Source organism: Brevibacterium sp. CCUG 69071, from assembly GCF_021023135.1.
GTDB lineage: Bacteria > Actinomycetota > Actinomycetes > Actinomycetales > Brevibacteriaceae > Brevibacterium.
On record NZ_PGFV01000002.1, the window covers coordinates 66,067 to 79,303 of the forward strand.

12 protein-coding genes are annotated in these 13,237 nt (G+C 66.6%); 3 read left to right on the plus strand and 9 right to left on the minus strand.

The features are described from left to right. The first annotated feature begins 3 nt into the window (after window positions 1-3). Window positions 4-1,014, plus strand: coding sequence for an inorganic phosphate transporter (locus tag CV023_RS05565; RefSeq protein ID WP_230744474.1), 1,011 nt, complete (start codon window positions 4-6; stop codon window positions 1,012-1,014). A gap of 151 nt (window positions 1,015-1,165) precedes the next feature. On the opposite strand, the gene CV023_RS05570 is transcribed toward CV023_RS05565, so the two are convergent. The 9 genes from CV023_RS05570 to CV023_RS05610 all read right to left on the minus strand — a co-directional run bounded on the left by CV023_RS05570 (window position 1,166) and on the right by CV023_RS05610 (window position 11,493). Continuing rightward, window positions 1,166-1,621, minus strand: coding sequence for a DUF4383 domain-containing protein (locus CV023_RS05570; RefSeq protein WP_230744475.1), 456 nt, complete (start codon window positions 1,619-1,621; stop codon window positions 1,166-1,168). Between the two features lie 319 nt (window positions 1,622-1,940). After that, on the minus strand, window positions 1,941-2,720 hold the full coding sequence (pstB, locus tag CV023_RS05575) for a phosphate ABC transporter ATP-binding protein PstB (RefSeq protein ID WP_230744476.1): 780 nt from the start codon (window positions 2,718-2,720) through the stop codon (window positions 1,941-1,943). Window positions 2,721-2,863: 143 nt separating this feature from the next. After that, the gene (gene pstA, locus CV023_RS05580) at window positions 2,864-4,003 is read right to left on the minus strand and encodes a phosphate ABC transporter permease PstA (protein WP_230744477.1); all 1,140 of its coding nucleotides are present in this window, start codon (window positions 4,001-4,003) and stop codon (window positions 2,864-2,866) included. Window positions 4,004-4,005: 2 nt separating this feature from the next. Next, window positions 4,006-4,896: a phosphate ABC transporter permease subunit PstC gene (gene pstC, locus CV023_RS05585; protein ID WP_442859930.1), complete on the minus strand. Its 891-nt coding sequence runs from the start codon at window positions 4,894-4,896 to the stop codon at window positions 4,006-4,008. Between the two features lie 243 nt (window positions 4,897-5,139). After that, on the minus strand, window positions 5,140-6,240 hold the full coding sequence (pstS, locus tag CV023_RS05590) for a phosphate ABC transporter substrate-binding protein PstS (RefSeq protein WP_230744479.1): 1,101 nt from the start codon (window positions 6,238-6,240) through the stop codon (window positions 5,140-5,142). A gap of 256 nt (window positions 6,241-6,496) precedes the next feature. Continuing rightward, window positions 6,497-7,471 carry an NUDIX hydrolase gene (locus CV023_RS05595; RefSeq protein WP_230744480.1) on the minus strand — a complete coding sequence of 325 codons (975 nt, stop codon included), beginning with the start codon at window positions 7,469-7,471 and terminating at the stop codon, window positions 6,497-6,499. Then, window positions 7,468-9,612, minus strand: coding sequence for an RNA degradosome polyphosphate kinase (locus CV023_RS05600; protein ID WP_230744481.1), 2,145 nt, complete (start codon window positions 9,610-9,612; stop codon window positions 7,468-7,470). Before CV023_RS05600 ends, CV023_RS05595 begins: the two co-directional genes overlap by 4 nt. Window positions 9,613-9,616: 4 nt before the next feature. Next, window positions 9,617-10,573, minus strand: coding sequence for a mycothiol synthase (gene mshD / locus CV023_RS05605; RefSeq protein ID WP_230744482.1), 957 nt, complete (start codon window positions 10,571-10,573; stop codon window positions 9,617-9,619). Then, window positions 10,570-11,493 carry a winged helix-turn-helix domain-containing protein gene (locus CV023_RS05610; protein ID WP_230744483.1) on the minus strand — a complete coding sequence of 308 codons (924 nt, stop codon included), beginning with the start codon at window positions 11,491-11,493 and terminating at the stop codon, window positions 10,570-10,572. The genes mshD and CV023_RS05610 overlap by 4 nt, the downstream gene beginning before the upstream one ends. 138 nt (window positions 11,494-11,631) lie before the next feature. On the opposite strand from CV023_RS05610, the gene CV023_RS05615 reads away from it, so the two are divergent. Further along, complete coding sequence (locus tag CV023_RS05615) at window positions 11,632-12,435, plus strand: ammonia permease (RefSeq protein ID WP_230744484.1); 804 nt, start codon at window positions 11,632-11,634, stop codon at window positions 12,433-12,435. Window positions 12,436-12,637: 202 nt separating this feature from the next. Continuing rightward, window positions 12,638-13,237, plus strand: coding sequence for an FABP family protein (locus CV023_RS05620; protein WP_230744485.1), 600 nt, complete (start codon window positions 12,638-12,640; stop codon window positions 13,235-13,237).

Here is a 13,237-nt window from a genome sequence, read left to right on the forward strand (position 1 = left end):
TCCGTGGAGCTGCTGCTGGCGGGCGTCATCGTGGCCGCGGTGATGTTCGCCGGTTCGAACGGCTTCCATGACGCGGCGCTGACGATCGGCAACGCCGTCGTCGGGCGCGCGATGAATCCGCGCTGGGCACTCGGTCTGGCCGTCGTCTTCAACTTCATCGGCGCGCTGCTCGGGGAGGGCATCGCCTTCGTCGTGGCCAACCAGATCGTGCATTTCTCCGGGGCGCCCGAGGTGGTGCTGACCTCGCTGATCATCGCCTTCGCCTCGGCGACGATCTGGAGTCTCTTCACCTACTACCTGGCATTGCCGGTGTCCTCGACGCACTGTCTCATCGGCGGCCTGCTCGGGGCCGGGATCGTGCTCGGATTCACGATCGACTCCCACGAGGCGATGGACTCGGTGGTGTGGCCGCTCGTGCTCTCGCCGATCCTCGGATTCGTGCTCTCGTGGGCACTGACTCTGCTGCTGTCGAAGATCTTCGCCTCGACCCCGCCGAAGCCGCTGTTCCGCGGGGCACGGATGGTCGACTCCGTGCTCACCGCCTCGCTGTCACTGGTCCACGGCGTCCAGGACGCACAGAAGATCGCGGCCCTGGTGATGGTCGGCCTCCTCGCCGTCGAGACGAGCCCGCACACGGAGCTGTCCGTGCTCGAGATCTCCTGGCCGGTGCGCCTGCTCATCGCCGCAGCCCTCGCGGCCGGCACGGGGCTGAGCGGGTGGCGAGTCGTGCGGACGCTGTCGGTGCGCATGGCCAAGCTCGATCCGGTCAAATCCGCGACCGCCGATGCGACCGCCTCGGTGCTCATGTACACCGCGGCGATCATCATGCGGGTGCCCGTGTCGCTGACCTTCGTCCTCGGCCCGGCGATCCTCGGGACACAGTATGCCGGACGCAAAGGCCACGCCCGGGCGCGGTTCTTCGTCCCCGTCTTCGGAGTCTGGCTGCTGACCATTCCGGCCGCCGCACTGCTGGCGATCGGCATCGGTGCGGTGGTCAAACTCGGGCTCGGGTAGGGGCCGGGCCGCAACGACCGATCCCCGCCGGACCGATCCCCGCCGGACCGGTCGAGTCGGCGGGGATCAGTGTGGCTTGACTACCTCGGCGAGGTTCACCCGAGGCTTCGGCAGGGCCGATCCGGACCGCGCCGGCCCACCTCGGCGAGGCTCAGGCCCTGACCTTGCGGCCGAACACGAAACCGGTGGTGATCATTGCGACCGCCAGGACGAAGTGGAGCCAGTTGTCGGCGGTGTTGAGGGGGACGAAGTTGCCCATCGACTCCATCGGGACGACGAGGCCGTAGATCCACAGCACCGCATAGACGATGCCGCCGATGACGAGGTAGGCCTTCGCGAGGCCGCGTGATCTCAGGCCCACGAGCCCGACGATGCCGAAGAGCAGGTGGACGACATTGTGGAGCACCGAGACCTGGAAGATGCCCAGCAGGGCAGCCTCGGAATGATGTCCGGCGAACACAATCGTGTCGAAGTTCTGCGTGATGCCCGGAACGAATCCCAGGACGCCCACCAGCAGGAAGACGGCGCCGAAGATGGCAGAGACGATCTGGACGGTGGTTCGGCCCGAACGCGTCGGCGAGACCGAAGCTGCGAGCGGCGAAGTCATGACGATCCTTTCGACATATTCTGCTCGTTCAATCTGTGATCCGGAGCCGACGTCGATTCGGATGGGCGCGGCGGCTTCACCGGCCCTAATGGCTTCACGGGTGTCGGCGGCATGACGCCCCCGGGAAAGAGGGGCAGACAGAAACTGTTCGGCCACTCCACAGCAGATTTGGCGTCATATCTGCTGTGGAGTGGCCGAACAATCGAGCTTCGCAGGTCGTGCGAGTCGTGCGACGCAGGTGCGTGCCGCCGCGGCGCGGGCGGCTCAGCCGCAGCTCGCGGCCAACTGTGCCGCAGCGACCCCCGCCGCCGCCCTCAGATCATCCGAAGCGGCCGGAGATGTAGTTCTCGGTCTCTTCCTTGTCCGGGTTGGAGAAGATCGCCGAGGTCTCGTTGAACTCGATGAGCTTGCCGGGCTTGCCGGTGCCGGCGATGTTGAAGAACGCGGTCTTGTCGGACACGCGAGCGGCCTGTTGCATGTTGTGCGTGACGATGACGACCGTGTACTTGTCCTTGAGGTCGTTGATGAGATCCTCGATGGCCAGGGTCGAGATCGGGTCGAGCGCGGAGCAGGGCTCGTCCATGAGCAGGACCTCGGGTTCGACGGCGATCGCGCGGGCGATGCACAGACGCTGCTGCTGACCGCCCGAGAGACCGGAGCCCGGCAGGTTGAGGCGGTCCTTGACCTCGTTCCAGAGGTTCGCGCCGCGCAGGGCGCGCTCGGTGAGCTCGTCGGCCTCGGACTTCGACAGGCGCTTGTTGTTCAGGCGCACACCGGCGAGCACGTTCTCCTTGATGCTCATGGTGGGGAACGGGTTCGCACGCTGGAAGACCATGCCGACCTCGCGGCGGACGTTGACCGGGTCGACGCCGGCGCCGTAGATGTCGTTGCCGTCCATGAGGACCTCACCGGAGACGCTGGCGCCCGGGATGACCTCGTGCATGCGGTTGAGCGTGCGCAGCACGGTGGATTTGCCGCAGCCAGAGGGGCCGATGAAGGCGGTCACGGAGCGGGGCTTGATCTGCATCTGCACGCCGTCGACGGCGCGGAAGTCACCGTAGAAGATGTCGAGATCTTTGATGTCGATCTGTTTGGACATTGTGTTTCCCTATCGTCAGGACCGTGAGGTCAGTATTGCAGAAGTCTGGAGTGCGCCGAGGTGGCCCTCGCCGGTCGTGCGGACCTGGCCTTCGCCGCTCGTGCGGACCGCGCGGACCGTGCGGTCCCGGTGTGCCCGGCCCATCAGCGCCCGGCCTTCGGTGCCAGCACCTTGGCGATGATCCGGGCCAGCAGGTTGAGCAGCATGACCAGGGCGACGAGCACGAGGGCGGCTGCCCAGGCGCGCTCGGAGCTGGCGAGTGCAGCGGAGCCGGGGGAGACCGGGCGCAGCTGCGAATCGTAGATGAAGGTCGGCAGCGTCGACATCCATCCGGAGAAGAGGTTCCAGTTGAGTGCCTTGGCGAACCCGGCGGTGACCATGATGGGGGCGGTCTCGCCGATCACGCGGGCGATGGCGATGGTGACGCCGGAGAGGATTCCCGACACCGAGGTGGGCAGGACGATCTTGACGATCGTCTTCCATTTCGGCACGCCCAGAGCGTAGGAGGCCTCGCGCAGATCCATCGGCACCAGGCGGAGGATCTCCTCCGTGTTGCGCACGACGATCGGGATCATCAGCACCGACAGGGCGACCGCGGCCGTGAAGCCGGTCTTGGCGATGCCCGCCGAACCCGGCATGAGCACGTTGGCCAGGGTCGAGAACAGTGCGAAGGCGAAGAGACCGGCAACGATCGAGGGGATGCCGGTCATCACGTCGACGAGGAAGGTGATGGCCTTGCCCAGACGGTTCTTCTGCGCGTATTCGACGAGATAGATCGCCGTGAGCACACCGATGGGGATCGAGATGATGCAGGCGGCCAGGGTGATGAGCACTGTGCCGACGATCGCGTGGTAGAAGCCGCCGGCCAGGGAGGCCTCACCGGCGACGTACTGCTGATCGAGCACGCCCTTCATGCCGAGCATCGTCCGGGAGAGGAGGTCGCCGCTGATCGCCGCGCCGCCCTTGGAGATGGTCAGCCACAGCAGAGATACGAGGGGAACGCAGGCGAGGATGAACGTCGAGGTGACGAGGGTCGTGGCGACACGGTCGGTGGCCTTCCGGCGTCCTTCGTAGGAGGCGGAGAGGACGAAGACCGCGACCAGGTTGATGAGGCCCGCCAGCACCGCCACCACGGGGATGTTGAACCCGCCGAAGGCGATGAAGCTGATGAGGATCGCCACGAGGATCGAGGCGACGGCGACGATCCAGGGGGTGGCCTTGGGAAGCTGCTTCGAGGTCAGCTTCCGGGACTTCGTGATTGTGTTGTTCGAAGAGGTCAACATGATCAACTGCCCTTCACGGAAGTCTTGGCGACGATGGCGCGGGCACCCATGTTCACCAGCAGAGTGATGACGAAGAGGACGAGGCCGACGGTGATGAGCTCGGAGAGGCGCAGTCCGGCCGCCTCAGGGAAGTTCTGGGCGATCTCCGAGGCGATCGTCTGGTTGCCGCTGACGACGAGCGAGGCGGTGAGCAGACCGGGGGAGAGGATCATGGCCACGGCCATGGTCTCACCGAGGGCGCGTCCGAGGCCGAGCATGGTCGCGGATACGATGCCCGACTTGCCGAAGGGCAGCACGGCCATCCGGATCATCTCCCAGCGCGTGGCGCCGAGCGCAAGCGCCGCCTCTTCCTGCAGGCGCGGGGTCTGCAGGAAGATCTCCCGGGTCAGGGAGGTGATGATCGGCAGGATCATGATCGAGAGCACGAGGGAGGCCGTGAGCAGGGTGCGGCCTGTCTGCGAGACCGATCCGTCCTCGGCGGGAGCGAAGATCGGGATCCAACCGAACCACTTCGACAGCCACAGGTAGAAGCTGGTGAGGTTGCCGGCCAGCGCGATGCCCCACAGGCCGTAGACGACCGAGGGGATGGCCGCCAGCAGGTCGATGACGTAGCCGAGGACCGGAGCCAACTTCCGCGGTGCCATGTGCGTGGTGAACAGCGCGATGCCGAGGGCGAAGGGCGTGGCCACGACCAGGGCGATGGCCGCCGAGATGAGCGTGCCGACGACCAGAGGCCAGACGTAGGGGAGGAAGCCGTTGCCGCCGGTGATCGACGAGGGATCCGAGATCTGCGCCTGGATCGTGTCCTTGGACTGAGCCAACAGGAACAGGGCGACGCCTGCCAGGATGAGCAGGATCAGGATGCCGGCGATGAGAGTCGCGGCGGAGAAGATCCTGTCGCCGGGGCGGACGACGGCCTTCGGTTTCGGTCCGTTCGCCGGGCCGGACTTCTGTCCGTTCTCCGGCTCGGAGTGCCCGGCTGGGCCGGACTCTGTGGTTTGCGTGCTGGTCGGCACAAGTGCTCCTCGTGAAACTTGTGGTGGATCCTGTCCTCGGATCCCTAGGCGCCCAAAAGCGGCGCAGTGGGTGCTGCGCCGCTCCTCAGCTGATCATTTCTCCAGGTCAGAGACCAAGTGTCAGCCTTCAACCTTGATGGAGTCGATGACGGTCTCGATCTGCGAACGCAGGTCGTCGGACAGGGGAGCCGAACCGGCGGAGTCCGCAGCGGACTTCTGTCCCTCTTCGGAGACGACGAACTTCTCCCAGGCCTTGACCATGTCCACGGTCTCCTGGTCCTTGTAGGACGAGCAGACCAGGTGGTAGGAGACGAGCACGATCGGGTAGGCACCCGACTCGGTGGTGTCGCGGGCGAGGTCGAAGGCGAGGTCGCCTTCGCCGCGTCCCTCGACCTTCTCGGAAGCGTCGACGACCTTGGTGGCGGCTTCGGGGGAGAGTTCGACGAATTCCTCGCCGACCTTCACCTTGGCGGTGCCCAGGTCGCCGACGGCCGAGGCGTCGGCGTAGCCGATCGCACCGTCGGTGTCCGAGACGGTCTGGATGACGCCGTCGGTGCCCTGAGCGGCTTCGCCGCCGAAGTCCTTCGGGAAGTTGCCGTCGACCTCGGCGTCCCAGGTCTTCTCGGCGGTGGCTTTGAGGTACTCGGCGAAGTTCTCGGTGGTGCCCGAGTCGTCGGCGCGGTGGACGGCGGTGATCTTGAGGTCCGGCAGCTCCGCGTCGGGGTTGTCGGCCTTGATCGCGTCGTCGTTCCAGTTGGTGATCTCGCCCTTGAAGATCTTCGCGATGGTGTCGGGCGAGAGGTTGAGTTCGTCGACGCCCTCCACGTTGAAGGTCACCGCGATGGGGGAGATGTAGACGGGGAATTCGTAGGCGCCGTCGGCACCGCAGGCTTCCTTGCCGGCCTCGACCTCGTCGTCATCGAGGTGGGCGTCGGAACCGGCGAACTGGGCGTTTCCGGCCAGGAACTGCTCGCGTCCGGCACCGGAGCCGTCGGGCGAGTAGTTGACGGTGACGCCGGAGTTCTCCGAGGTGAAGTCCGCGGTCCAGGCATCCATGGCCGCCTTCTGCGAGGAGGCGCCGATGCCGGTCAGGGTGCCCTGGAGGTCGCTGTCGCCACCGCTGGTGTCTTCCCCGGTGGCGGAGGTTCCGCCGCAGGCCGACAGGGTGAGCGCGCCGACCGCCAGGATCGCGGCGGAGGGGGCAAGGTGCTTCAGCTTCACGAAGATGCCTTTCATGTCGTGGACACAACTCGAGGATTCTCGATCGTTCGTGGTCCACGCTAAGGATCGCGCGTAAAGCGGCGGGTGTAGTGAAGTGAATGGGAGGTGAATGAGAGCTGAAGCGTTGGAAGCCTTCTGAGCGCTCTGTCACAGGGCGGGCCCGGATCGTGAAAGGATGGCCGCTGAGGCGGGTCTGACTTCGGCCGCCGGCCCCTCAGGTGAGACCTCGGCCGGCGACCCCTCAGCGCTCAGCCCCTCAGGCGTCGATCGGTCGGACGCGTTCGATGTCGACGATGCGCGGCACGGCGCCGGGCCGGACGTAGGCGACGAGGATCTCGCCGGGCTTGAGATACGGGTCCTCGCTCGGCAGCTTCGCAGCGATCCGCTTCGGGGCGTGTTTGGCGTAGACGGCGAGGATGGTCGGCAGCACCGGACGGTGGGTGCAGTAGATGACCGGACGGCCCTTCTCGAGCAGCTTCTCGATGTACCGGGCGGTCTTCTCGGGATTGCCCGCGGTGGCCTTCTCGCTCAGACACGCGACCTTCTTGATCGATCTGCCCGTCGCCGCCGACAGCGGAGCCAGGGTCGCGACACAGCGTTTCCACGGGCTCGAGATCAGCTTCTTCGTCTCCCACGCCTCGAGCAGGCCGGTCAGCGCCATCGCCTGCCGGGTGCCGAGCTTGAGCAGCGGTCGGACATGCTCCGTCTCGTACCATTTGGAGCGGGGGAAGGCCTTGCCGTGGCGGACGAGGACGAGCGGCCAGGCCCGCAGCGCATCCGTCTCGTGATACTTCTCGAGCGCATCGAGCTGATCGCGGTCGGCATAGGAGGTCAGCTTCGTCCGCGCCTTCCCGACGGGAAACCACTTCACCTCATCGACTTCACGCACATTGTCGGAGCCGAGAGCCTGGTCGGCCTTGACTTGGGCCGACCAGTAGAAGACCTTCTTGATGTTCTTGCCGCCGACCATGTACTCCGCCGAAGGCAGCGGGACGCCGAGGTGGATGTCGAGTCCCGTCTCCTCCTTGACCTCGCGGATCGCGGTCTCCGGCAGGGTCTCCCCGGGCTCGACCTTGCCCTTCGGCCAGGACCAGTCGTTGTAGCGGGGACGGTGGATGAGGGCGACCTCGAGTCCCTCGGCTCCGAGCCGCCAGCAGACGGCTCCGGCGGCGAGGATATCGGCACTGACCCGCGAGGAGACCTGCGCGGAATCGACCGATGCCGGACTCACGCTTCGTCCCCGACCAGTCGGCGTTTCCGGTGACGTCGGATGAGCTCTGTCTGGTAGTCGGTGAGCGGCTGCCCCTCGGCATCCTTCGTCGAGCGGCTCCAGCTGCCGTCGGCGGAGAGTTCGAACGCCGAGGTGGACTCCGCGAAGGCGAGATCGAAGAGTTCGACGACCTCGTCCTTGTGGTTGGCGTTGGCGAGCTGGACGAGGGTCTCGACTCGCCGGTCGAGGTTGCGGTGCATCATATCGGCCGAACCGATGTAGACGATAGGGTCGCCGCCGTTGCCGAAGACGAAGGCCCGCGAATGCTCGAGGAAGCGGCCGAGGACCGACCGGACGGTGATGTTCTCGCTCAGGCCCGGGATACCCGGGCGCAGGGCGCAGATCCCGCGGACTAAGACCTCGACCTTCACCCCCGCGCGGGAGGCCATGTAGAGGGAGTCGATGATCGCCTCATCGACGATCGAATTCACCTTGATCCGCACGGACCCTTCACCGCCCGCCTCGGCGATGGCGGTCTCGGCCTCGATCAGCTCGGTCAGCCCGGCTCGGACCCGGGTGGGGGCGACGAGGAAACGAGAGTACTCGGCGCGGGGCGCATAGCCGGAGAGCTGGTTGAACAGCTTCGTGAGGTCGTCGGCGACGGCCATGTCCTTGGTCAGCAGGCCGAAGTCCTCATAGCCGCGCGCGGTCTTCGGGTGGTAGTTGCCGGTGCCGACGTGGCAGTAGCGGGCCAGTCCCTCGGCTTCCTGACGGACGACCAGGGAGAGCTTCGCGTGGGTCTTGAGTCCGACGATGCCGTAGACGACATGGACCCCGGCCCGCTCGAGCTTGCGGGCCCAGGTGATGTTGGCCTCCTCGTCGAAGCGGGCCTTGATCTCGACGACCGCGAGGACCTGGATGCCCGCTTGCGCGGCATCGACGAGGGCCTCGATGATCGGGGAGTCCCCGGAGGTCCGGTAGAGGGTCTGCTTGATCGCGAGCACGTTCTTGTCCGCGGCGGCCTGCTCGAGGAAGGCCTGCACACTGGTCGAGAACGAGTCGTAGGGGTGGTGGAGGAGGATGTCGCGGCTGTTCACGGCCGCGAAGACATCGACCTGATCGCTCGACTCCCGCAGGGACAGGTCCTTGTTCATCTGCGGGACCATCTTCGCGAAATGCAGGTCATCGCGCGGGACATCGGCGATGTCGGACATTCCGGAGAGGTCGAGCGGGGTCGGCAGGTGGTAGATCTCGGATTCGTCGATGCCGAGTTCGTCCTTGAGCATCTCGCGCACCCGCGGATGGATGTTCTCCGTGATCTCCACGCGCACCGCGGGCCCGAAACGGCGGCGCAGCAGCTCCTTCTCCAGAGCCTTGAGCAGGTTCTCCGCATCGTCCTCTTCGACCTCGAGGTCTTCGTTGCGGGTGACGCGGAAGGTCGAGTGGTGGATGACCTCCATGCCTTCGAAGAGGGTGTCGAGGTGTTCGGCGATGATGTCCTCGAGGGCGACGAAGCGGGCGGGCACGTCGCGTCCGACGGGACGGTCGGACGCCTCGGCGACGTTGAAGAACCTGGGCAGGCGCGGGGGCACCTTGACCCGGGCGAAGAGCTCCTTGCCCGAGTCCGGGTAGCGCAGGAGCACGCCGAGGTTGAGCGAGAGCCCCGAGATGTAGGGGAAGGGGTGGGCCGGGTCCACGGCCAGCGGGGTAAGGACGGGGAAGACGTGACCGGCGAAGAATTCGTCGACCCGTGCCCGTTCGTCCGCGGTGAGATCGTCGACGGCGACCTTTGTGATCGACTCTGCGTCGAGGCGGGGTCCGATGTCTTCCTTGAGCAGGGCGGCGTGCCTGGTCATCAGCTCATGGGCACGCACGCCGATTGCGTGCATGACCTGCAGCGGCATCCGCCCGGTCACGCTCGGCACGGCCAGTCCTGTATTGATGCGGCGTTTGAGGCCGGCGACGCGGACCATGAAGAACTCGTCGAGATTGGTCGCGAAGATCGACAGGAAGCGGACCCGCTCGAGCAGGGGCATCTCCGGGTCGGAGGCGAGGTCGAGGACGCGTTCGTTGAACGCCAGCCAGCTGAGTTCGCGATCGAGGAAGCGATCTTCGGGTTCCGGCAGGTCGAGTTCCCTGCCGATGGCTGCGATGTCGTACATCGATCTACTCCTGGGTGGGTTCGGTCGAGGAAGCCGGCGCATAGGACACGTGCGCCACCGCGACATGGAAGCCAAGCCGCTCGTACAAGCCTAGCGCCGGAGCATTGTCGGACTCGACGTAGAGTTCGATCCTCTCGGCGCCGGCGGCGACCATCCGCCGCATGCCCTCGACGGTCAGTGCCCTGCCCACGCCCTTGGCATGGACGGCCGGGTCCACGCCGACGACATAGACCTCGCCGAGGCCGCCGGACGTGCCCGTGGACGGCTCGGGATCCGTGAGTTTGATCTCATGGAAGCCGATGACGTCACCGGCGCGTTCGGCGATGACGATGGTGGAGGGGTCGAAGTCGGCGGCGGTGACGATCGCATCGATGTCGGCGCGGGTCTGCGAGCCCTGTTCGGGGTGCCAGTCGAAGGCGGCGTTATTGACCTGCAGCCAGCCGTCCTCGTCGCCGGGGGCGAAGGAGCGGATCCTCACACCGTCGGGGGCCGTGGTCTCCGGAAGCTCATCGAGGCTCAGACCCTCACCGGTGCTCATCTGATAGAGCACCCGGTCGCGGCCGAGCCCGTGCCTGCTCGCAAGTGCCTGCGCGGCCGGGTGGTCGCCGTGGGCCCAGCACCAGGTTTCGGGCGCCTCGTCGAGGATCGCGGCGAGCAGAGCGGCACCGTGTCCGCGGCCGCGATGCTCGGGGGCGATGAGGAGTTCGGCGGCATGTCGCTCGCCCTGCAGGGCACGGATACCGAAGCCGATGAGGGTGTCCTCGTCGTCATAGACCCGCCACACGCTCGAGGCCGTCTGCGCCTCGTGGCTCGTGTCCTCGCCGGTGGCGATGGCCATCAGCCCGCCCGAGATCTCGGGGGAGCCGTCGGACTCGGCCACCTGGTCGAGGAAGCCGCGCTCGGCCTCGGCGAGGGGGGTGATCGGGGCCCCGACCACGGCTCCGCTGGTGTCGATTCTCATGCGCTCAGGTCCTCCTCGCTCGGTTCGTTCTCTTCGCTCGTTTCGTGCGGACTGCGTCGTTCGGTCTCGTCCGCCTCAGCCGCCTCGTCGTCATCGTCGGTCATGGAATCCGCGCTGAAGCGGTAGCCGACGTTGCGCACCGTGTGGATGGCGTTCTCGAGGTCTTTGCCGAGTTTCGCACGCAGGCGGCGGACATGCACATCGACGGTGCGGGTGCCGCCGTAGTAGTCGTCGCCCCATACGGCGAAGAGGATCTCATCGCGGGTGAAGACGCGTTCGGGGTGCATGGCGAAGAACTTCAGCAGGGCGAATTCGCGGTAGGTCAGGTCGAGGCTGCGTCCGCCGAGATCGGCGGTGAACGCGGTCTCGTCGATGCGCAGGGCTCCGGTGACGACGACCATCGGCTCACCGTCGGCGTTCCACGCCTCGGCGCCGGGGGTTCCGTAGGCGCCGCCGGTCGCGGAGGGGCCGACCGCTCCGCCTCCGCCTGTCTGCTCGCCGAGGTTCGCCCGCCCCGTGTATCCGGAACGGCCCGCGAATCCGGCTCCGGCCTGGGCGGGGGAGAGGCCTCGGTCGCGGGCCATCCGCAGCCGAGCCTCCACCTCGGCGGGGCCTGCGGAGGTGAGCACGATATCGCTGACATTCCAACGCGCCGAGGCGGTCGCCAGCCCGCCTTCGCTGAGCACGACGATGACGGGGACGGTGAGATTCCTGGCGGTGAGCACCTCGGCGATGGCGGGGGCGAGGGAGAGATCGAGGCAGGCATCGGCGATGACGACATCGGCGGTGATGGTCTCGGCGGCCGCGGTGCTCAGGTGCGCGATGTCGCGGCGTTCGATGTGGTGGCCGAGGTATTGCAGGGACTCGGGCGCGAGCGGGGCATCGAGGCGGGCGGCGGGGCTGATGTGCAGGATCCGCATGTGCTCAATCCATCCCCTCTGCGAGTGCCGACTGAGGAAAGTATAGCCGTGCCCACCGACGCCGAACTCGGGTGACCGGACTCGCGAGACCGGACCCGCGAATCGCGTCGCCGCGATCGGATAGGGCACGATAGTGGGGTGATCAGATGGATTCGAGTAGTCGTGGCCTTGGCCCTGGCGTTGGCCCTCAGCGCCTCGGTGTACTGGGGCTACACCTTGTTCCTGCTGGCGACCTGCCTCATCGTCTTCGGCGTCGCCTACGGCTGGCCCCGTCTCACGGACTCCCCGCAGCCCCGGGCCACCTCGATCATGCTCTTCCTCTTCGGACTCGCCGGACTGCTGGCCGCGTGGCGCGACAGCTCGGCTCCGTACCTCGACTGGCTGCCCGTGCTCGCCGGACTCGGGCTGCTGTGGACCTTCGTGCAGAACCTCACCCGCGGCCTCGGTGCCTCGGATGCCGTGGCCAACGTCTCCGCGCAGGTGACCGGTGTGGTCATCTCCCTGTCCGCGAGCACCTGGGTCGCCGCGATCACCGTGCCCGGGGACAAAGAGGCCATCGTCGTCGGTCTCATCTCGCTCATCGCCGCGGGCTGCATGACCGCTCTGCCGTGGCCGGCGATCTACACCTCACCGCTGGCCGTGGCGATGGCGACCGCGGTGGCCGGGATCCTCTCGTTCAGCATCTTCCCCGAGGCGATCAGCTGGCCGCTGGCCCTCATCCTCGGTGCCATCATGGGTCTGCTGGTCGCCGCCGTCGACCGCATGCTCGGCCTCGTCGCCTATGCCAAATACCAGGCCGTCAGCCTCGAGATCGCCCAGAACATCGAGCTGAAGAAGAACGTCGAGAAGGCCCGCAGCTTCGCCGTGCAGCTCGCCCTCGGCGCCACCCCGATCGCCCTCGGCGGTGTCGTCGTCTACTCTCTCGAACGCATCGCCCTCTGATGTCCCGGCCGTCGGGTCAGTTCTGTCCGGCCCTCGGGCCGACTGCGCACGGCACGGCTCGGAAATGTAGACTTGAGGGCATGGATAACCTCGTCGTGCTTGAAATCTTCTTCTCCAGCCTCGTCGGCCTCGCCGCACTCGGTGCCCTGGGTGTCGGAATCAAGGTCGTCACCTCCCTGTTCAAAGACAACCGCTGAGTTCGATGATCGAACTAGACGCCTCGGTCCATCCCGAGCTCGTCCCCCTGTCCTGGCTCATCGGGTCCTGGGAGGGTGTGGGAGTGGTCGGCTATGCGGACACTCCCGAGAAGCAGTTCGGGCAGCGAGTCGACTTCGTCGCCCATGAGGGCACTCCCTTCCTCCAGTACACCGCGCATGCGTGGCTGCTGACCGAGGAGGGCGAACTCGAATCGACGCTGACCTTCGAGACCGGCATCTGGCAGCTCGTGCGCCAGCATGACGCCGGTGACGTGGGCCCGGGAATGCTCGTGCCGACTCAGGAGCCCAGCTTCACCAGCGCCGCCGCGGTCGAGACCCTGCGCACGAATGACGACGGATTCGAGATCGAAGCCGAGATCGTCCACCCGCACGGCGTCATGGAACTCTACGCCGGCCATGTCAAGGGACCGCGCATCGATCTGTCGACCGACGTCGTGGCACGGACGAAGACCGCCAAGGAGTACACCGCGTCGACCCGCATGTACGGACTCGTCGGCGGGGAGCTCATGTGGGCCTGGGACATGGCCGCCCTCGGCCACGAACTCGCCTCTCACGCCTCGGCGCGGCTGAAGAAGCTGGACTGA

Coding starts and splice junctions, on each gene's coding strand:
- CV023_RS05610 (WP_230744483.1), bottom strand. CDS start 11,493: ATGCGGATCCTGCACATCAGCCCCGCCGCCCGCCTCGATGCCCCGCTC.
- CV023_RS05600 (WP_230744481.1), bottom strand. CDS start 9,612: ATGTACGACATCGCAGCCATCGGCAGGGAACTCGACCTGCCGGAACCC.
- CV023_RS05620 (WP_230744485.1), top strand. CDS start 12,638: ATGATCGAACTAGACGCCTCGGTCCATCCCGAGCTCGTCCCCCTGTCC.
- mshD (WP_230744482.1), bottom strand. CDS start 10,573: ATGAGAATCGACACCAGCGGAGCCGTGGTCGGGGCCCCGATCACCCCC.
- CV023_RS05570 (WP_230744475.1), bottom strand. CDS start 1,621: ATGACTTCGCCGCTCGCAGCTTCGGTCTCGCCGACGCGTTCGGGCCGA.
- pstA (WP_230744477.1), bottom strand. CDS start 4,003: ATGTTGACCTCTTCGAACAACACAATCACGAAGTCCCGGAAGCTGACC.
- pstB (WP_230744476.1), bottom strand. CDS start 2,720: ATGTCCAAACAGATCGACATCAAAGATCTCGACATCTTCTACGGTGAC.